General features: G+C 70.9%; 14 protein-coding genes. 4 read left to right on the top strand and 10 right to left on the bottom strand.

The features are described from left to right. Positions 1-70: 70 nt before the first annotated feature. The 5 genes from IG78_RS0136770 to IG78_RS0136750 form a co-directional block, all read right to left on the bottom strand. A complete protein-coding gene (locus tag IG78_RS0136770) occupies positions 71-898 on the bottom strand; it encodes a carbohydrate ABC transporter permease (RefSeq protein WP_030572537.1) in 828 nt (275 codons plus the stop codon). Then, positions 899-1,705, bottom strand: coding sequence for a carbohydrate ABC transporter permease (locus IG78_RS0136765; RefSeq protein ID WP_051853323.1), 807 nt, complete (start codon positions 1,703-1,705; stop codon positions 899-901). 182 nt (positions 1,706-1,887) lie between these two features. Then, positions 1,888-3,246: an extracellular solute-binding protein gene (locus IG78_RS0136760; protein WP_030572531.1), complete on the bottom strand. Its 1,359-nt coding sequence runs from the start codon at positions 3,244-3,246 to the stop codon at positions 1,888-1,890. A gap of 209 nt (positions 3,247-3,455) precedes the next feature. Then, the gene (locus tag IG78_RS0136755) at positions 3,456-4,142 is read right to left on the bottom strand and encodes a response regulator (protein WP_030572528.1); all 687 of its coding nucleotides are present in this window, start codon (positions 4,140-4,142) and stop codon (positions 3,456-3,458) included. Continuing rightward, entirely contained in the window at positions 4,139-5,905 is a 1,767-nt protein-coding gene (locus IG78_RS0136750; protein WP_078965863.1) for a sensor histidine kinase, read from the bottom strand. Before IG78_RS0136750 ends, IG78_RS0136755 begins: the two co-directional genes overlap by 4 nt. A 263-nt stretch (positions 5,906-6,168) precedes the next feature. Here IG78_RS0136750 and IG78_RS0136745 point away from each other — a divergent pair, with 263 nt between their 5' ends. Further along, on the top strand, positions 6,169-7,575 hold the full coding sequence (locus tag IG78_RS0136745; RefSeq protein ID WP_030572523.1) for a cation:dicarboxylate symporter family transporter: 1,407 nt from the start codon (positions 6,169-6,171) through the stop codon (positions 7,573-7,575). A gap of 59 nt (positions 7,576-7,634) precedes the next feature. Here IG78_RS0136745 and IG78_RS0136740 read toward each other — a convergent pair whose 3' ends face one another. Further along, positions 7,635-8,099, bottom strand: a complete 465-nt coding sequence (locus IG78_RS0136740; RefSeq protein WP_225882374.1) for a hypothetical protein — start codon at positions 8,097-8,099, stop codon at positions 7,635-7,637. Between the two features lie 190 nt (positions 8,100-8,289). Here IG78_RS0136740 and IG78_RS46835 point away from each other — a divergent pair, with 190 nt between their 5' ends. Beyond that, positions 8,290-8,742 carry an alpha/beta hydrolase gene (locus IG78_RS46835; RefSeq protein ID WP_078965864.1) on the top strand — a complete coding sequence of 151 codons (453 nt, stop codon included), beginning with the start codon at positions 8,290-8,292 and terminating at the stop codon, positions 8,740-8,742. Positions 8,743-9,830: 1,088 nt separating this feature from the next. Here the strand turns inward: IG78_RS46835 and IG78_RS0136725 are convergent. Beyond that, a complete protein-coding gene (locus tag IG78_RS0136725) occupies positions 9,831-10,358 on the bottom strand; it encodes a hypothetical protein (protein WP_225882376.1) in 528 nt (175 codons plus the stop codon). 171 nt (positions 10,359-10,529) lie between these two features. Here IG78_RS0136725 and IG78_RS0136720 point away from each other — a divergent pair, with 171 nt between their 5' ends. After that, entirely contained in the window at positions 10,530-13,322 is a 2,793-nt protein-coding gene (locus IG78_RS0136720) for an ABC transporter substrate-binding protein (RefSeq protein ID WP_225882377.1), read from the top strand. 13 nt (positions 13,323-13,335) lie between these two features. On the opposite strand, the gene IG78_RS0136715 is transcribed toward IG78_RS0136720, so the two are convergent. Continuing rightward, positions 13,336-14,736 carry an MFS transporter gene (locus IG78_RS0136715; protein ID WP_031129745.1) on the bottom strand — a complete coding sequence of 467 codons (1,401 nt, stop codon included), beginning with the start codon at positions 14,734-14,736 and terminating at the stop codon, positions 13,336-13,338. Positions 14,737-15,004: 268 nt separating this feature from the next. Next, a complete protein-coding gene (locus IG78_RS0136710) occupies positions 15,005-15,703 on the bottom strand; it encodes a TetR/AcrR family transcriptional regulator (protein WP_030572506.1) in 699 nt (232 codons plus the stop codon). Between the two features lie 156 nt (positions 15,704-15,859). On the opposite strand from IG78_RS0136710, the gene IG78_RS0136705 reads away from it, so the two are divergent. Next, a complete protein-coding gene (locus IG78_RS0136705) occupies positions 15,860-17,572 on the top strand; it encodes an MFS transporter (RefSeq protein WP_030572503.1) in 1,713 nt (570 codons plus the stop codon). Positions 17,573-17,724: 152 nt separating this feature from the next. Here the strand turns inward: IG78_RS0136705 and IG78_RS0136700 are convergent, their stop codons facing one another. Next, positions 17,725-19,143: a glycoside hydrolase family 16 protein gene (locus tag IG78_RS0136700; RefSeq protein WP_030572500.1), complete on the bottom strand. Its 1,419-nt coding sequence runs from the start codon at positions 19,141-19,143 to the stop codon at positions 17,725-17,727. Positions 19,144-20,212 lie beyond the last annotated feature (1,069 nt).

The following is a 20,212-nucleotide window of genomic DNA, read 5'->3' as shown; positions in this document are numbered from 1 at the left end:
TCCTTCGACGAGCAGACGGTGGCCCACCCCTCTCCCGTGACATGCGCCGACGGTGCCGGGGAGGTCCGGTTCAGCCCTTCACCGCGCCCCCCAGCGCGAACCCGCCGCCGAGACGCCGGGCGATCAGCACGTACAGCAGGATCACCGGCGTCGAGTAGATGAGCGAGAAGGCGGCGAGCTGGCCGTAGATGATGGCGCCCTTGCTGCCGAAGAAGTCGTTGATGCTGACGGCCGCGGGCATCTGCTCGGGCGACAGAAGGAGCATGAACGGGACGAAGAAGTTGCCCCACATCATCACGAAGGAGAAGACGGTCACCACCGCCACGCCAGGCCCCATCAGGGGCAGGACGATGCGCAGCAGGGACTGGAAGGGCGACGCGCCGTCCGTCCAGGCGGCCTCCTCCAGCTCCTTGGGCACGCCGTCCATGAAGTTCTTCATCAGCCAGATGGCGAACGGGAGTTGGGACGCGGCGAAGAAGAAGATCGTGCCGTGCATGGTGTCGATGAGGTCGACGCGTACGAAGAGCGCGTACACCGGCACCATGATCGCGGTGATGGGCAGGCTCGTCGCGAACAGGATGGTGAGCATGAAGGGGCGGTTGAGGCGGGAGGCGTAGCGGGAGAGGGGGTAGGCGGCGAGGGCCGCGCTCACCACCGTGAGGAGGGTGCCGCCGCCGCACAGGAGCAGGCTGTTCAACATCGGCGTGAACGTGATCTCGTCGGTCAGGACCGCGTCGAAGTTGTCGAACGTGATGCCGTCGGGGGTCTTCATGCCCACGTCGGCCTTGGGGTCGACCGCCGAGAGGAGCACCCACGCCAGCGGCACCGCGAAGGCCGCCGCGACCGCCAGGAGGCCGATGTCCGCGGCCAGTTTGCGGCTTCTCGTACGCCGTGACACTCAGACCTCCGTGCGCAGCAGACGCATGTAGACGAGCGAGAACAGGGACCCCACGACGAGCAGCAGCAGGGCCACCGCGGTGCCGTAGCCGATCATGCTCTTCTGGAAGGCCTGTTCGTACATGAACAAGGGGAGGGTCTGGCTGCGGTTTCCCGGGCCGCCGCGTGTCATCACCCAGATCAGACCGAAGACGGAGAGGGTCTGGAGGGTGTTGAGCATCAGGTTGGTGCCGATGGAGCGGCGGATCATCGGGAGCGTGATGTGCCACATCCGGCGCCAGCCGCCCGCACCGTCCACCTCGGCGGCCTCGGTGATCTCCTTGGGGATGTCGTTGAGGGCGGCTGAGTACACCAGCATCGAGAAGGCCGTGCCGCGCCACATGTTCGCGAAGGACACCGCGAGGATCGGCAGCGTGTACAGCCAGTTCTGCGACGGCAGGTGCAGGAGGTCCAGGACCGCGTTGAGGGTGCCGTCGCGGCGGAAGAAGGCGTAGAGCAGGAAGCCCGCCACCACCTCGGGCAGCACCCACGCCGTGATCACGACGGCCCCGGTGACGGTGCGGACCGGCTTCGAGGCGCGCTGCATCAGGCTCGCGAGGGCGAGGCCCAGCGTGTTCTGCCCGACGATCGACGACAGGAACGTGAACACAAGGGTCAGCCAGACCGCGTTCAGGAAGTCCTCGTCGCCGAAGGCCGTGCGGAAGTTCTCCAGGCCGACGAAGGACTCGTGGGCCTGGCCCGTGAGCTGGAGGTCGGTGAAGGCGATGTACGCGCAGTAGCCGATCGGCCCCGCGAGGAAGAGGAGCATCAGGACGACCGCGGGCGACACGGGCAGGGCCCGGGCCAGGGAGCGGGTGAGCCGCCGGTGGCCCGGGGACGCCGTCACCTCTCGACGCTGCCGGTGGCCCGGGGGTGTCGTGGCACCTTGGTGCTGCCGGTGGCCCGGGGACTTCGTGGCACCTTGGTGCCGCCGGTGGCCCGGAGGCCTCGTCACTTGTCGATCACCTTGCCGTCCGTCGCCGACCTCACCTCGTCGTCGTAGCCGGACGCCGCCTTGTCCACCGAGCCGTCACCCGTCGTCACCAGCTCCATCGCCTCCTGCATCGCCGTGGACACCTTCGGGTACGCGGGGAACGCGGGGCGGTAGTGCGTCGAGGTGACCAGATCGGTGAAGAACTTGGTGCCGGGCTGCGCCCGCACGTACTCGGGATCCTCGGCGACGTCCTTCCGGACGGAGATGCCGGAGTTCGCGATGTACCACTTCTTCGCGTTCTCCTTGGTCTGCATCGTCTCGATGAACTTGAACGCCAGGTCGGGGTTGCCCGCCTTCGAGGGGATCGCCCATGTCCAGCCGCCGGACATGCTCACCTTGCCGGGGGCCTGGCCGTGTTGCGTGGGCATGGCAGCGAGGCCCAGCTCCTTCGGCCACTCGGGCCATTCGTGCCCGGAGCCCTTCAGCCAGTCCTGCGGCAGCCAGGAACCGTCGAGGTTGATGCCGAGCTTGCCCTCGGGCAGGAACTCGCCGCGCACCCGCGTCGCCATGTTCGGATCGAGGGCGTCCTCGACGTCAGGGCCGAGCTTCTCCCCGTACACGGTCTCCACGAACTTCAGGGAGTCCTTGAACCCCTGGCTGCCCACCACCCACTTCTTCGCCTTCGGGTCGTACAGCGGGTTCTCGCCGGTGCCGTAGAGCAGCATCTCCAGACCCTGCATGGACGAGGTCTCACCGCCGGGCTTGCCCGTGTACACGTTCAGCGGGACGACGCCGGGGACCTTCTTCTTGATGGTGCGGGCCGCATCGAGGATGTCGTCCCAGTTCTTCGGCTGCCAGTCCGCGGGCAGGCCCGCCCTCTTGAAGATGTCCTTGCTGAACCACAGGCCGCGCGTGTCGGTGCCGTCCGGCACGCCGTACGTCTTGCCGTCCTCGGCCTTCGCCGCCGCCCTGGCCGTGTCGATGAACTGCGGCCACTCCTTCCACTTGTCCAGATAGGAGTCGAGCGGCTTCAGATACCCGCTGGTGATGTCGGAGTTGATGAGGAAGGTGTCCTCGTACACCAGGTCCGGTGCGGTCTTCGGGGAGCGCAGCATCTGCTGCACCTTCGTGTAGTACTCCGCGTCCGGCGCCTTGATCGGCACCAGCTTCACCTTCTTGCCCGGGTTCGCCTTCTCGAACTGTTTCTTCATCGACTCCAGGTAGTCGTCCATGACGCGGATCTTGTTGTCCATGGACTGCTTGTACGAGACCTTCACGGTGTCCGGGTCGTCACCGGAGCCGCCGCCGCACGCGGTCAGGGCGGTCGCGGCGAGGGCAACTGTCAGGAGCAGAGGTACGGGGGCGGTGGGGCGCACGGGGCACGACCTCCTACGGTCCGACGCGGCTGCGCTGCGGCGCGGGGCGCTGCCGCGCGAGGCTGCTGCCGGTGAACGTAAGCGTGGCCTCGGACCAAGGTCAATGCCCTTGCAACGGGCTTGGGCCGGGTGGGTGGTGCTGCGTGTCCGCGCCAACTGCCGCCTCGGTCCCCGGCGAGTGGGCGGCTCGGTCCCCGGCGAGCCGGCGCTCAGTCCCCGGCGAGCCAGCGGTAGATCAGCTCCGGGCGGCCCACATGGCCGTACTGGGGGCTGCGGGCGGCGCGCCCGGTGCTCACCAGGTGCTCCAGATAGCGCCGGGCGGTGATGCGGGACAGGCCCGTGGTGTCCGCGGTCGCCGCCGCGGTGCGGCCGTCGGGGGCCGCGTCCTGGAGGGTGCGGGTCACCCGCTCCAGGGTGGGACCGCTCAGGCCCTTGGGCAGGGCGGCGGGCGCGGGGGCGCGCAGGGCCGCGAGGGCGCGGTCGACCTCGTCCTGGCCGGTGGCCTCGCCCGCGGCGGCGCGGAACTCGGCGTAGCGGGTGAGGCGGTCGCGGAGCGTCGCGAAAGTGAAGGGTTTCAGTACGTACTGGACGACACCGAGGGACACGCCCTCGCGGACCACCGCCAGGTCGCGGGCCGACGTCACCGCGATGACGTCCGCGCGGTGGCCCGCCGCGCGCAGGGTGCGGGCGAGGGCCAGGCCGTGGCCGTCCGGGAGGTTCAGGTCCAGGAGGATCAGGTCGATGGGGGTGCGGTCCAGGGCGCGGCGGGCCTCGGCGGCGGTGTGGGCCGTGGCGGTGGTCTCGAAGCCCCGCACCCGGTTGACGTAGAGGACGTGGGCGTCCGCCGCGACCCGGTCGTCCTCGACGACCAGGACTCTGATGTTGGGCTCGGTCATCTGTCGGCCTCTTCGTCCGTACGGGAGCCCTGGTGGGCGCCTGAGTCATCGGTGCCCGGCGCCGTGGGCACAGCGGCGGCGGCAGGGGCAGCAGCAGTGGCAGTGGCAGTGGCGGCGGCGGTGGCAGTGGGGGCGGTCGCCGTCCGCGGGAGCGTCGCCGTGAACTCGGCTCCGCCCTCGGGGGGTTCCGTCAGGGTCAGCGTGCCCGCGTGCCGCGTCACCGCCTGGTGGACCAGGGCGAGGCCGAGGCCGCGGCCCGAGGCGGCCTTGGTGCTCCAGCCGTGCTCGAAGACCGACTCGCGCCGGTCGGGGTCCACGCCGGGGCCGGTGTCGGTGACGCGCAGGAGGAGGCAGCCCGGGGCGGCGCGGACCGTGACCGTCACCCGTGCCGCGGGGGAGCCCTGCGCCGCGTCCACCGCGTTGTCGATGAGGTTGCCGAGGATCGTGACGAGGTCGCGCGGGGGCAGGCCCGGCGGGAGCATGCCGTCGTCGACGCTGGTGTCGTCGGAGACCACCAGTTCCACGCCGCGCTCGTTGGCCTGGGCGGCCTTGCCGAGAAGCAGGGCGGCGAGTACGGGTTCGTTGACGGCGGCGACGACCTGGTCGGTGAGGGCCTGGGCCAGTTCGAGCTCGGCGGTGGCGAACTCCACCGCCTCGTCCGCGCGGCCGAGCTCGATCAGGGACACCACGGTGTGCAGGCGGTTGGCGGCCTCGTGCGCCTGTGAGCGCAGGGCCCGCGTGAACCCGCGTTCGGAGTTCAACTCGCCTGCGAGGGACTGGAGTTCGGTGTGGTCGCGCAGGGTCACCACGGTGCCCTTGCGGTCACCGCCGGAGACCGGTGAGGTGTTGACGACCAGGACCCGGTCGGCCGTCAGATGCACCTCGTCGACGCGCGGCCGGGCGTCGAGGAGCGCGCCGGTGAGGGGGGCGGGCAGGCCGAGGTCGGTGACGTACCGGCCGACGACACCATCGGGTGCGGCAAGGAGTTCGCGGGCGCCGTCGTTGATGAGGGCGACGCGCCGCCGCCCGTCGAGCATGAGCAGCCCCTCGCGCACGGCGTGCAGCGCTGCCTCGTGGTAGTCGTGCATACGGCTCAGCTCGGCGGCGTTCATGCCGTGGGTGGAGCGGCGGAGCCGGGCGTTCACGACATACGTGCCGACGGCGCCGATGGCGAGGGCGCCGACCGCGACGCCGAGCAGCGCGAGGAGCTGGCCGCGCGCCTTCTCGCTGATCGTCTCGATGGTGATGCCCGCACTGACCAGACCGATGACGCGGCCGTCGTCCCCGGCCCCGTCGGCGCCGCCGTCCCGGATCGGGGTGACCACGCGCACGGACGGGCCGAGGGTGCCGGTGTAGGTCTCGGTGAAGGTCGCCCCGCGCAGGGCCTCCGCGGTGTGGCCGAGGAAGCGCTCGCCTATGCGGTCCGGGTCGGGGTGGGTCCAGCGGATGCCGCGTACGTCCATGATCGTGACGAAGGCGACGCCGGTGTGCCGCTGCACGTCCGAGGCGTACGGCTGGAGCCTGCGCGAGGGGTCCTCGGCGCGGACCGCCACGCGCACCGAGGGGGCGTCGGCGACCGCGCGGGCCGCCGCCGTGGCCTGGCGGCGTGCGGCCTCCTCGGCCTGGTGCCGGTCGCTGAGGTAGGTGAACAGGGCGCAGCCCGTGACCACGACCGCCACCAGGACCACCTGCATCGCGAAGAGCTGACCGGCGAGGCTGCGCGGGCCACGGGGTCTGCGGGGCGGTCGGGGGGCCTGGGGCATGGTGCCAGTCTGCCGCGACGTCCGTGTGCGAACTAAATGAACGTAACGGTGACCGCCGTCACAGGCCGGGAGATAGTCACCCGGAATCACCGACACGTCGGTCGGTACATCCGCCGACATCCGCCAGGACTCCGTCGGCACATCCGGCAGGACTTGGTCGGCGCATTCCAGGACATCGCCAGCACGTGAGCCGCACGGCCGGCGAGGACATCCGCAGACGTACACACACGTACACAGCCGTACGTAGCCCTAGGAGGCACCCCGTGGCACAGGGACAGACGGCGGCCGACGCCGCCGGTACGGGCACACCGCCCGCGAAGCGGGACCGGACCCACTATCTGTACATCGCCGTCATCGGCGCCGTACTGATCGGCATCGCCGTCGGCTTCATCGCCCCGGACTTCGCCAAGGAGCTCAAGCCGATCGGCACCGGCTTCGTGAACCTGATCAAGATGATGATCTCGCCGATCATCTTCTGCACGATCGTCCTCGGCGTGGGCTCGGTGCGGCAGGCGGCGAAGGTCGGCAAGGTGGGTGGGCTCGCGCTCGCCTACTTCGTCGCGATGTCCGTGGTCGCGCTCGCCATCGGCCTGATCGTCGGCAACATCCTGCACCCCGGCGACGGCATGGACCTGTCCTCGTCCGACAAGAAGGTCGGCCACACCGCCGCCGACGAGGCGGACAAGGGCCTGGTCGACTTCGCGCTCGGTGTCATCCCCAAGACCATGGTCTCCGCCTTCACCGAGGGCGAGGTCCTCCAGACCCTCCTCGTCGCACTCCTCGTGGGCTTCGCCCTCCAGGCCATGGGCAAGACGGGCGAGCCGGTCCTGCGCGGGGTGCAGCACATCCAGAAGCTGGTCTTCCGCGTGCTCGGCATGATCATGTGGGCGGCCCCCGTGGGTGCGTTCGGCGCGATGGCCGCCGTGATCGGCGAGACCGGTACGGACGCCTTGAAGGCGCTCGCCACCATCATGATCGGCTTCTACATCACCTGCGCCCTGTTCATCCTGGTGGTGCTCGGCACGCTGCTGCGCCTGGCCACCGGCGTGAACCTCTTCAAGCTGTTGCGCTACCTGGGCCGCGAGTTCCTGCTCATCCTCTCCACCTCCTCCTCGGAGTCGGCCCTGCCGCGCCTCATCGCGAAGATGGAGCACCTGGGCGTGAGCCGCCCCGTCGTCGGCATCACCGTCCCCACCGGCTACTCCTTCAACCTCGACGGCACGATGATCTACCTGACGATGGCCTCGCTGTTCATCGCCGACGCGATGGACCAGCCGCTGGGTATCGGCGAGCAGATCTCGCTGCTCCTCTTCATGATGATCGCGTCCAAGGGCGCGGCGGGCGTCTCCGGCTCCGGCATCGCGGTCCTCGCGAGCGGCCTCCAGTCCCACAAGCCCGCCCTGGTCGACGGCGTCGGCCTGATCATCGGCGTCGACCGCTTCATGAGCGAGGCGCGGGCGTTGACGAACTTCGCGGGCAACGCGGTGGCTACGTTGCTGATCGGGACGTGGACCAAGGAGGTGGATCGAGAGCGGGTCGCTCTGGTCCTCGCCGGGAAGCTCCCGTTCGACGAGCGGACTCTCCTTGACGACGACTCGTCGGAGGAGGCTGCTCCGGCTCCGAAGCGGGAGATTGTTTCCGTGGAGAAGACGGAGACGGTGAAGGTGTAGGCGGCCACGTGTTCCGGCCCCGGCCTGGTGGCCGGGGCCGCCTCGTGGCTCCCGGCCGGTCATCCGTAGAGGTCGACCTCTTGGCCGTCCGGGACCTTGTAGCAGCCGGAGACGAGGTCCAGGCTCAGCATGGGCGGATCACTCTTGGACATCTTGATGATCTTGACGCTGGCCTTCCTCTTGTCGTTGTCGGCGGTCAGGGTGATGCTTCTGTTCTTGCTGTTGTTCGGCCCATATCCGACGATCTTCCAACCGAGCCGCGGCAGTTCTCTCTTGAGGCGCGCCATCGCTTCGTCGAGGTCGCTCGCCGAGGCGGGGGTGAAGCTCCACGGGTGGTAGATGCGGAAGTACGTCTTCTTGTCCTTTCCGGAGCAGCCCGTGACTCCCGGAAGGTTTTCCGACGCCTTTCCCTTCACGCCGATCAGGTCGTAGATGCCGCTGGAGGTCTTCTTCATAGCGTCGGAGGCGTCTCGCGTTGTGCTCGTGCCCGCGGACGGGACGCCCTCGCTTTTGTCGTCGGTCATGCCACATCCGGTCAGAATCGTGAGTGCGAGGGGTACGGCGAGCGCTGCGGCACGTTTTGTGGTCTGCACGTATTGGTCTCCTACTTCGCACGCCTTACTTCTTCACTTTCCAAGGGGTCCTCGGGAGGCGGCGGCTTCACGTCCGCCTCGTCGCCCTTACCTGCCACCACCAGTCCTTGATTGAGCAGACTTGTCGACCCCTCACCAAGGGGTCTACGTACCGGGCACGACCGCGGAGCTCGGAAAGATCGAGGGGGACATCAACCGCTCGGTCAACGTGTGGAACTCGGCCGACGCCAAAGCAGGCGGGGAGTCCGTCTCCTCCGTCACCTGGCTCGGTTACGACGCGCCTGACGGCGTCGCGAAGGATGCACCGTTCGAGCACTACGCATACGACGGCGCACCGGCCTTCAACCGGTTCCTGGACGGCCTGGAAACCTCACACAGCGGTGATGCGGCACCCCACCGCACCGTGATCGGCCATTCCTACGGGACGACCCTTGTCGGCGCGGCGGCCGAGACAGGGCGCCTCAACGCCGATGACGTCGTCTTCGCGGGCAGTCCCGGCGGATCCGCGGTGTCCGGGTTCCCGTTGGCGATGATCGCGCGGCCGTCGCCCGCGGGGTCGAAGCCCAGCAGGTAGGCTCGTGGCAGCCCTCTTTCGCCGGTGCCGGTCCGGTCGAAGCGGTCCTGAATCATGTCCATCCCGTCGATGGACTTGTGGGCGGCGGCCCGTGCCGCCTCCCACTCCTTCCACGCCGGGGAGTCGACCTTGACGCGCTTCTCGATGGTTCCGGTCATGGGGTTGATGTAGTCCGTGTAGCGCGGAGGCTCAGGATGCTTCCGCAGCCAGGTGTCGTACTCGACCTGCGCGGAACCGCGGGCCTCGGCGAGGACCGTCCGGTTCGCCTCGTCACGGACGGTGGAGGGCAGGCCGTCCAGGTTGCCGACGGAGTCCGGGCGCATGGCGGTCCACGCCGCCTTCCCGTCGTCGTCGAGGGAGTTCCACCACTCCGCGTTGGCCTTCGGGTCGCCCTTGGGGGGCGGCTGGGGGAGGGAGGCGAGGTACTCCTTGCCCGCGGACCGCACGCCCGCCGTGTCCGACGAGGCATCCGCCCAGTCGCGGTCGCTGACGGTCAGGTCGTCATCGGCCTTCAGGGCCCGCAGTTTCGGGGCCCACTTGGTGTCGGCCTCCGTCGCTTCCTCGAGGGCCGCGGCGATCGTGTCCGCGCAGTCCTGGGCGAGGCGGGCCTTGGGGTTGGGGTCGAAGCCGGCCGCCTGGCGACCGACGGCGGAGGCGGTGTCATCCGTCAGGCCTGTGGTTCTGCCGCCCTCCGGGGTCTTGCCGTCCTTGTCCTTCTCGCCGCCCGGCGGATAGCTGACCGAGCCGTCGGCGTGCACGGTGAGACCCCCGGCCCTGGCGTCCGCCAGAGCCGCGTCCAGTTTCTTCTTCGCCGCCTCCATCTCGTACGAGAACGCGTCGAGGGCCGAGGCGATGAGACCGCACTCGGTCTGGACGTAGTGGAAGTTCTTCCCCAGCTCCGCGAGCTGGCGGACCGCCGCCGTCGCCGCCTCGCCCTTCAGGGCTCTACGCATGGCCACGGCGATCCGGGTGGTGGCGCGGTCGTGGGCCGCGCCCGCCATCTCCGAGGTGCGGCGGTATCCGGCGGCAGCCTGCGCGTACTCGGCCGGCTTGAGGTCTTTGAGGGTCGTGAGGTCCATGGGGTGCGGCTACCGCCCTTCGCCGTGTCCGCCGAGGGCCGGGGTGTCGCCGTACGCGACCTTCAGGTTGGCGATCTCCACCATGATGGATTCGTCGGTTCTGAGCTGGTCGTTGCCCGCCTTCTCCAGCAGACCCGCGAGCCGTCCGCACCGTCGGCTCACCTTCTCGACGTACCGCTCCCAGGAGTCGTACACGTCCTTCTGGGCGATGGCGGTCCGGCAGCCGGTGTCCGCGCCAAGACCACTCTGGCCCTCCGAGAGCGCCCCGAGGGCCTTGCCGATGGTCTCGCGGAAGGAATCGACGTCGTCACCGGCCCTGGACCAGGCCGGCTTGTTCGACACCAGGGTGCCGCCGCCATCCCCGGGTTCCGGCGGCACCTGGTTCAGTTGCGTCCGTGAGGACTCCCGCGCGACCGCCGCCGCTTTGAGTTGTTCCCACTCCTCCCACGCCATGCGTACCTCCCCCGTGCTGCGTCCGGCGCCGCCGGACGGCGTGTGTGCCACCGCGATACCGCGCTGCTCGACAGTGATCGACAAGCACGCTACGGCGTCCTTCGGCCGACCCGGTCCGATTCGGTCACGGCGGTGGGGCCGGAGTTCGAACATCGTCGTTCCGTCGTGCGGTAGTTGCGCGAAGTGCTGCGTGCCTCCGCCCCTCGGTGCTAGACCAGCCTGAGTGCCCGCACCGGGGGAAAAGGCGGAGGGTTCATGGGAGAGCCGCACCATGGGGGGATCCCGGCGTTCGCGGGGGTCGAGCGATTCGTCGAGGCCTTCGACAGACTGGTCACGCAGCCACGGCGGCACCGCAGTCGGGTGCCGGTGGTGCTGTTCAGTGAACCAGGGGACGGACAGGTCGGGCGCAGCATCGTCGCGGGACTGCACGGGCGGCTGCACGGCCGGGAGACGATGCTCGCCCCGCACGCCCACCTGGGCAGCCCTGACGGCTCCGCGGGGGCACCGCCCGACGACCCCGTGCTCGCCCAACTGCATCTGTTCTCGCACGTCATCCGGCAGTTGATGGAAACCATGCCGCAAGGCACAGGGCGGTTGCGCCTGCCCTGCTACCAGTTGCTGCGGTCCATCGTGACGGCGCCGCCCGCCGCGGACTTCGCGATGGAGCACCACCAGGAGCTGAAGGACCGCGCGTACGAGGCCCACCGGGAGGGCTCGGCGCCCGCCAGGATGCTGTGGTGGCTGGGCGGGCGCGATCACGCGAGCGGCGGCACCCTGCTCGAACTCCTGTGGAACTTCCTCGCGGGACCGCTGTTCCAGCGGCTGCCAAGGGCGGTCTACGCCTGGCGTGCCCAGCGGCTGATGCTGGGCAGATCACGACGGCGGCCGCGGTGGTACGCGCAGTGGGCGCGGCTGCAACAGGGCACACCGCCCACCGACTTCTTCCGCTCGGCGCGCGACCTCGTGCACGGCGTCGACCCCGAGAAGTTCGACCGGATCTTGCTGCTCGCCCTGCTCGCCGACCTGGACGCCGCCTGCCGGAAGCGGCTGTTCCACCCGTGGCGGCGCCGGCGCGTGTGCCGGTTCGTCCTGCTCGTGGCGGAGGCCGGGGACGAACACTCGCGCGAGCAGCGCTTCCTGCGCGAGCTGCGTTCCGCGATGGAGGACCTGGGCTGCACGTCGGTGGTGGCGGTCGCCGGAGGCGTGCGGTCCCTGGCCCACCGGATTCCCGACATCGAGGTGGCGACGCTGTCGGCGGCGGGCGCGGAGCTCGCCAACGTCGCGGAGCACGGCACCGCCCCTGGGCGGCCCACCGGCATGGTCGTGTCCGCCCCCGACGGGGCCGCCGCGGACGATCCGGCGGCGACGTACTGGCTGCGGCGCAGGCCGACGCTCGCCCCGCCCGCCCCCCGCTGGGGCCCGCGCACCGAGGCCGCAAGCACGTTCGGGGTGGTGTCGCTCGCCCTGGTGACCGTGGCCGCACTCGTGGCCGGGGTGCCGTTCCGGGACCGGGAGAGCGACGCGTGCCGGGGCTCGACGTTCCTGGGCACCGACGGGCAGTGCGTGGGCGTCGCCGAGGGCGCCGCCTCGTTCGGCAACGGCAGTGGCGAGCAGGCCGTGCGCGATGTACTCGAACTGATCGAACGACAGAACGGCCAAGTCGAGAAGGGGCTCGGCGGCAGCGCCGCCGACGGGCCCGCCAGCCGCACCGTGGTCTACTTCGGGCCGCTCAGCGGCGGCGCGGGCGCCGAGGACCCGGTACGCGGCGGCACCCTGGCCGAGCTGCGCGGCATCGCCCTCGCGCAGCGGTACGTCAACGCGCAGGCGCTGCGCTCCGGGGAACGCGTGCCGCTCAGGGTGCTCGCGGCCAACGCGGGCGACCGCTTCAAGGACGCCCCGGACGTCGCCAGGCACGTGGTGGAACTGGCCGAGCGCGACCGGTCCGTCGTCGGCGTCATCGGCTTCGGACAGAGCCGCAGACAGACGTACAAAGCGATAAGGACCCTGGGCGACGCGGGCATCCCCATGGTCGGCACCTCGGGCACGGCGGACGCCCTCCTTCGTCAGAGCGGGCACTACTACCAGATGGCGCCCACCGACTCCCGCGCCGCCGCCGTCATGGCCTCCTTCGTCCAGCACGCCCCGATGACGGCGAACGGCAGATCCGCGCGCCGCACCCTGCTGGTCGCCGACCCGGCCGACGCCTACAGCGCCAGCGTCGCCGCCTCCTTCCTCAGGGAGCACCGGGAGCACCGGGAGCACCACGAGCACCGGCGCGGCAGAGCGAAGGTCCTGCTCTACACGCCCGCCGACACCCCGGAGCCCGCACCCCTGACCGACGCTCTGGACGGCACGAAGCTCGACGCGGTGGAGGATCTGGCACGCGAGGTGTGCGCCGCCGTCGCCGACGAGCCGCGTACCGCCGTCGTGTGGGCGGCACGCGGCAGCCAGTTGCAGCTTTTCCTCAACGAGATCTCGCGGATCTCCCGCCGCTGCCCGAAGCTCAGCGTCCTCGGCGACGACGACGTGACCACCGCGCTCTCCGAGGTGCCGAGGCCCTGGGAGGTCTTCGGCGGCCTCACGCTCCACTACGTCTCCCACGGCCGTGCCGCGCCCCTCGCGACGCTGGGCAACGGCGAGGCCGCTGCCTTCCTCTCCGCGTACGACACCGTGTACGGCAAGGACCACGACGCGCGGACGTCGACGATGCGGGACGACGCCCATGTGGGGCTCGCCTGGGACGCCACGCGCTATCTCGCCCTGGGCATCGACGAGGCGTGGCGCGGCACCGGCGGGCACGACGAACGCCTCGACCGCAGCCTCCTCCAGGCCGTGCTCCACCAGGGCCTCGGCGAGGGCGGCTTCGACGGGGCCACGGGCCGGATCGACGCGCAGGGCGCCGCCGGGGGCGGCAGGCTCACCGAGGACAAGGTGGTGCTTGTCGAACGCGGGGGTGTCGCGGGGCCGCGGACCGCTCTCCTGTGCGGGGTCGTCGCCCGGGGCGACGTGCGGGCGAAGTGGGGTGCCGGGGCCCACCCCTGCCCGTGAAGCCCCGGCGGGCTCAGTCGTTATGGCTGTTCGGGTGCTTGGGCAGGCAGAACATCAGGGCCCACATCAGGGCGAGGAGGCCGCCGACCCACCACAGCACGGTGATGAACGCGTCGCGGTTGAGTCCGGCGTCGGGCGAGCCGTCGGTGGTGGCAAAGTACACCAGGGCGGTCAGCGCGGTGCCCAGCGCGATGCCCAGGTGCATGGCGGTGTTGAACAGGCCCGAGCTGACGCCGGCGTCCTCGTGCGGAACCCTGGCCAGCGACATGTCGGCGAGCGGGCCGCTGACCATGCCGAGGCCGAACCCGATCAGTACCACCGGGGTGGTCATCCCCAGCAGGGTCAGGTCCGCCTGGCCCGCGGCGGCCTGGAGCCCGTAGCCGGCCATCGCAGCGATCGTGATGAGGGCTCCGGTCTGGGGAAGGCGGCGGGCGAAGCGCCCGGCGCTCTTCGCCGCGATCGTCGCACCGGCCAGCTCTCCGAAGGAGAGCAGCACGAAGGCCAGGGCCGCGTGGACGGCGCTCATGCCCAGCCCGCGCTGGAGGTAGAGGGTCCAGGTCATGAAGAACAGCCCGCACAGCAGTCCGTGCATCAACTGCGCGGCCGTACCGCCGGTGAACTGCCGCCCCTGGAAGAGGGACAGGGGCACGAGGGGTGCGTTGTCCTGCTTGCGCTGCTGGTGGCGCAGGAAAGCAGCCAGCGTGAGGAGACCTGCGGCGAGCAGGGCGAAGCACCACAGCGGCCAGTGATGGAGGTGCCCCTCGGTGAGGGGGAAGATGATCAGGACGATGGCCAGTGCGGACAACGCCAAGCCGGTCAGGTCGGGCCGGTCCGCCTTCCGGGCGGTCGACTCGGGGATGAACTTGCGTCCCAGGAGGATCACGGCGAGGCCGACGGGCACGTTGACCAGGAAGATCGGCCGCCAGGACAGCCCGAACAGGTCGGCCTCGGTGAGCAGGCCGCCAAGCACCGGGCCCAGGACGTTGGCGATCGAGAGGACCGCCCCGTACAGACCGTACGCTCTACTGCGGTTCTGCCCCTCGAAGGTGACATGGAGGGTGGCCAGGACCTGCGGGATCATCAGTGCCACTCCCACGCCCTGGAGGGCGCGGGCGCCGATCAGCACGCCCGGTCCGGCCGCGAGGCCGCACAGCAGCGAGGCCGTGGTGAACACCACGGTGCCGATGAGGACAAGCCTGCGCCTGCCGTAGAGGTCGCCCAGGCGCCCGCCGGTGATCAGCCCGACGGCGACGGGCAGTGAATAGCCGGTGGTCAGCCACTGCAATGCGGCCGGTCCGGCGCCGGTCGACTCCTGGATCGAGGGCAGCGCGGTCAGAACGACCGACTGGTCGAGGATGTCCATGAGCTCGGCGACCAGCACCACCAGGAGAGCGATCCGGGCCGCCAAGGCCATCTTCGGACGGGGAGGTGCCGGGTGGTCCGGGGACTGGGTGGTGTGCGCGACGTCCGCCCCCGAACACATGCGACAAAACAGCACGCGGGGAACGCGGACGACTACATGGCCTGATTGATAGGACGTCACCTTCCGCGCAGCAGGGCCCCGTGAGGGGCGCGGGGAACTGCGCGCTCAGCCCGGGAAAAGCCGCAGGCGCGTCTGCCGGGTCACTGGGCAGACGCGGCTGCGGCTTTTTTGTGGCTGGTCGCGCAGTTCCCCGCGCCCCTTAAGGGGCGGCCTTGGTCGACGCTACTTCGGAGACCAGGGTGGCCGCCTCCTGGGCGGGCAGGCCCGCGCCGGTCAGGAACGTGACGGCGGCGGCCCGCCCCGCCTCCTCCGTGCCGAGCACACCGTCGTTCACGGCCTCCATCAGGCCGAACATGATGTTCTCCAGGACGTACACGAGGGCCCGAGCGGGCAGCGAGGTGGTGAAACGGCCCTCGTCCAGGGCGCGTTGGAGCATCTGGGTGCCCGTCGCGTGGACGGGGGCGAGGCGTTCGCGGATGCCCTCCATCGTGACCGCGCGCTGCGCGAGCGAGAGCAGCAGGCGGTAGCGGTCGGTGACGTCCCAGACGGCGAGCATCGCGCTGGCGATGGCGCGCGGGGGGTCGTCGACGCCCTCGTAACCCGCCGCGTGCGCGGCCGTCACCGCCGTCACGGCCTCGTCGAGGATCGCCGTCACCAGCGCCTCCCGGTTCGGGAAGTGGCCGTACACGGTCCGGCGGACGACTCCCGCGGCGCGCGCGATCTGGTCCATGGACGCGTCCGGGTCCCGGGTCAGCTCGGCGAAGGCGACGTCGAGGATGCGGCGCCGGTTGGCGTCGGCGCGGGCCGAGGCGGCGGAGGCCGCAGGCACGGGGGAGACGGCTGACGCGGCGGAGACGGCTGACGCGGCGTTCGGCGGCGTCGGCTTCGTACGGCTCATGGCGACATTGTGCCGCCCCCTCCAGAACTTGCACAGCGATGTGCAAGATCGCCTGTCTTCGACTACATTGCACACTGTCGTGTAATTGCACAGCGCTGTGCAAGACGCTGTGCGGGGACCTGCCCGCGCCCGAAGACTTCCTGGGGGATGGACTCGATGCCTTTGCTGATCAAGGAGCCGGTCGAGCGGATGGACCGGCCCTATGCCCGCCGCTGGTGGGCGCTGCTCGTCCTGTGCCTGAGCCTGCTGATCGCGGTCATGACCAACACCGCGCTCACCGTGGCCGCGCCCGACATGACCCGCGACCTCGATCTGTCCAGCTCCGACCTGCAGTGGGTCATCGACGCCTACACCGTCCCGTACGCCGCGCTGATGCTGCTGCTCGGCGCGATCGGCGACAAGTACAGCCGCCGGGGCGCGCTCGTGCTCGGGCTCGTCGTCCTCAGCGCGGGCGCGGCCGCCGGCGCCCTGTCCGACAGCTCGTCGGCCGTCATCGCCTCCCGTGCGGTGATGGGCGTGGGCGCCGCCATGATCATGCCCGCGACGCTCTCGCTGCTCGCCGCGACGTTCCCCCGCGCGGAGCGGGCCAAGGCGATCACGCTGTGGGCGGCGACCTCCGGCATCGCGATCGCGGCCGGACCGCTGATCGCCGGCGCGCTCCTGAGGGACTACGGCTGGGCGTCGACGTTCCTCATCAACATCCCCGTGGCGGTACTGGCGATCATCGGCGCCTTCATCCTCGTACCGCCTTCCAAGGCGGCGGACGCGGGCCGGATCGACTACGTCGGCGGGCTGCTCTCCGTCGTCTGGGTCGGTGCGCTGATCTACATGATCATCGAAGGTCCGAGCTTCGGCTGGGGCGCGAGCGCGGTGACCGCCGCGGTGATCGCCGGGGTGGGCCTCGTCCTGTTCGTCGGCTGGGAGCTGCGGCATCCGCGTCCGGTCCTCGACGTACGGAAGTTCACCCAGCGCGGCTTCTCCGGCTCGAACCTCGCCGTCGCCCTGTTCTTCGTGGCCGTGTTCGGCGCCTTCTACTACCTGACCCAGCACCTCCAGTTCGTCCTTCAGTACGACCCGCTGGAGACGGGCGTACGGATGCTGCCGCTGGCCGGTGCCGTGTTCGTCGGCTCCGCCCTCACCGGTGTGCTCACGCCGCGGCTCGGCGCGAAGGTCATGGTGACGGCTGGCATGGTCGGCGGTACGACGGCGCTCGCGCTGCTCACGCAGGTCTCCGCCACGTCCTCGTACGGGGACTTCGTTCCGTCCCTGATCATCCTCGGCCTGTCCCTGGGCTTCGCCGTCTCGCCCTGCACGGACGCGATCATGGGTGCCTTCCCGGAGTCCGAGCTCGGTGTCGGCGGCGCCGTCAACGACACCTCGCTTGAGCTCGGCGGCTCCCTCGGCATCGCGGTCCTCGGCTCGGTCCTCGCCAGCTCGTACTCCTCCGGCCTCGCCGACGAGACGGCGGGCAGCAAGCTCCCGGCATCCGCCCTCGAGCAGGCGCAGGACTCCGTCGGCGCGGGCGGCGGCGTGGCGCAGGCCATCGGCGAGCAGGCCAAGCAGCTCGCCGAACGCGCGGCGGCCCCGGGCACCACGCCCCAGAAGGCAGCCGAACTCAAGGCCCAGGCGGGCGAACTCGCCCAGGGCGCCGAGCAGATGCGGCACGCCGTGGGCACGTCGTTCTCCGACGCCGTGGCGCACACGAGCCTGGTGGGCGCGGTGGTCCTCGGCGTGGGTACGGTCCTTGTCGCGCTGCTGCTGCCGCGCAAGGGCAAGGCAGGGTCGGCGGCGTCCGCGGAGGCGGAGGCGGATGCGCCCGCGCCCGCGGACGCGTCCGGCGCCGAAAAGGCGCCGGTGTCCCAGCGCTGAGGTGAGCTGAGCAGATGAGCTGAGCAGAGCCGCCAGGGCGCCGTCGTACCGCGACGGCGCCCTGCGTGCTGTGTGCGGTGTGTTGTGTGCGGCGTGCTGTGTGCGGCGTGCGGTGTGTTGTGTGCTGAGCCCTGCGGGCCTCTCGCGAAGTGTCAGCCGAAGGGAATCCGTACCACCGACTGGTTGCCGGTGCCGATCGTGCTGGGGGCGTTTCCGATGGCGTTCCACACCTCGACGCGGACCGTGCCGCCGGTCATCGTGCCGTGCGACCCGGTGGCCGATCCGAGGCCCCTGGCCTGGGTGTAGCGCTCGTACCCCGGCACCGGGTCGGTCGCGAAGTACCGGTACGTCTCCGTGCGCTCCCAGGAGCCGTCACCCGTACGGTCGTAACTGACCCGCACCTGCTGCCCGTTGCCGACAGCCGTGCCCGCGTCGGCCAGCAGGTCGAACTCCGTCGAACCGCCGTTGTACGTGCCGTCGACGCCGGTCGCCGTGAAGGTCGCCGGGGTGTGCGGCGTGCCGTCGTGGTTGGCGCCGCCCGCCGATGCCAGCGTGGTGGTGGACGCGGAACCGGTCGCGGGGCCGAGGGTGCCGCCCTGGCGCAGGTGCAGCGCGGAGGGAGTGCCGGGGTCGCCGCCCCCGCCGCCGCGGGTCCACACCGCCACGTAGTCCACGGCCATCGAACGGCCGGGCACGGTGGCCGCGACCGGTGTCGGCCGGCCCGCCACACCGTCGGGGAACGCGCCGCCCATGGCCACGTTCAGAAGGATGAAGTAGCCCGCGTGGCTGGTCATGTTGTGCCACGCCTCGGCGCCCACCCGGTTCTGGTCGACGCTGTGGTAAAGCTGCCCGTCGACGTACCAGCGAAGGACGTTCGGGCTCGCGGCGCGGTCCCATTCGAAGCGGTACGTGTGGAAGGCGGACTGGCACGAGGCGCCCGGGCAGGCGCGGCTCGCCCCGATGCCGTTGGTCTCGTTGCACGGGCCGCCCGGGTTCACGCCGCAGTGCAGCACACCCCACACGGAGTTGATCCCGTTGACGTTCTCCATGACGTCGAACTCGCCGATGCCCGGCCAGTTCCAGTAGTTGCCGCGGTAGGGCGCGCCGACCGCCCAGAAGGCGGGCCAGTAGCCGAGCGCCTGCTCGCCGGTGACGTTCGGCATCTGGATGCGGCCCTCGATGGCGAGGGTGCCGTTCGCCGGGGCCTTGAAGTCGGCGCGCTTGGTCTCGACGCGGGCCGAGGTCCAGTTTCCCGCGCCGTCGCGGAGCGGGGTGATGCGGAGGTTGCCGCTGCCGTCCAGGCTCAGGTTGTCGGGGGACGAGGTGTAGTTCTGGACCTCGCCGGTGCCCCAGTTCGCGGGGCCGCCGGGGTAGTTGTGGCCGGTGTCGATCTGCCAGTTCGCGGCCGAGGGGAGCGAGCGGGCGGGGCCGTTGAAGTCGTCGCTCCACTGCAGGGTCCAGTTGGGGGCCGGCGGCACGTCGCCCTGGGCCTCGGCGGGGCTCAGCAGGGCGGCGCACAGGCCTGCGGCGGCGAGCCCGGCGAGCAGGGGGGTGGTGCGTCTCGTGCCCATGGGGCACCTCCGTGGGGGAGTGTGGGGTGCGGGATCTTCGCTGAGAGCGCTCTCAGGGTTTTGTAGTTGTGGGCGGGGGTGCCGTCAATGGCCGCGCACCGTCAATTCCCCGAACGCGCACCCCCGTCGGGCTCCGCCGGGGCGTTCGTTGCGGTGGGCCCCCGGGGTGGGGTGGGTGCGTCCAGGCGGGTAGTGGTCCCGGCTTCGGGCGCCGTCGCTGTGCGGCGGGTTTATCCCATCCGCCCGCCCGTTGCTGTAGGCCCCGGGGCTGGGGCAGGCACGCCTGGATGGCCAGCCGTCTCGGCTTTCCCCCCGCTGCTGTGCGGCAGCGTCGCCTGCCCGCCTTCGGGTGCGGTGGGCCCCCGGGGCGGGGCGGGCGCGTCCAGGCGGGTAGCGGTCCCGGCTTCTGGCGCCGCCGCTGCGCGGGCGGGTTTTGCCCCACCCGCCCGCCCGTTGCTGTAGGCCCCGAGGTGCGGGCAGGCACGCAGGGGCGGCCAGCAGTCCCCGGCGACCCCCATCGCCGCTGCGCGGCGGGTTTTGCCCCGCCCGCCCGCCCGTTCGTTGGGGTAGGCCGCGGGGCACGGACAGGCACGCCTTGAGGGCCAGCAGTACCCTGCCACCCCCGTCGCTGCTGCGGGGCGGCTTCGCCCCGCCTGCCTGGTCGTTGTAGTGGGCCCCGGGTGGGGGCCGCCTCCGGGTAGGCCCAGGCGACCGGCCGTGTTGGCTTCCGCTACCGCCGCTGTGCGGTGGTTCTACCCCACCCGCCCGGCCGTTGGGGTAGGCCCCGGGGCGCGGGCAGGCACGCCTTGAGGGTCAGTAGTCCCCGGCCGCCCCCATTGCTGCTGCGCGGCGGCTTCGCCCCGCCCGTCCGCCCGTCGCGCTGGGCCCCGGAGGGGAGCTTCCTGCGGTGCGCCTGGTGCGGCAGCAACGGGTGGGCGGGTGGGGCGACGCCGCGTAGCGGCGGGAAGGTTGCGGTGTCGTCACCGGGGGGTGTTTTCCGCCCCCCGGCGGCCCTCTGCCTGCCGTGGCAGACCCCCCGAGGGGGAACTTCCTGCGGTGTGCTTGGTGC

It is taken from the genome of Streptomyces aureocirculatus (genome assembly GCF_000720475.1).
GTDB lineage: Bacteria > Actinomycetota > Actinomycetes > Streptomycetales > Streptomycetaceae > Streptomyces > Streptomyces aureocirculatus.
Note: the sequence above shows the minus strand (reverse complement) of the source record. Positions and strands in the feature narration are given on the sequence as shown.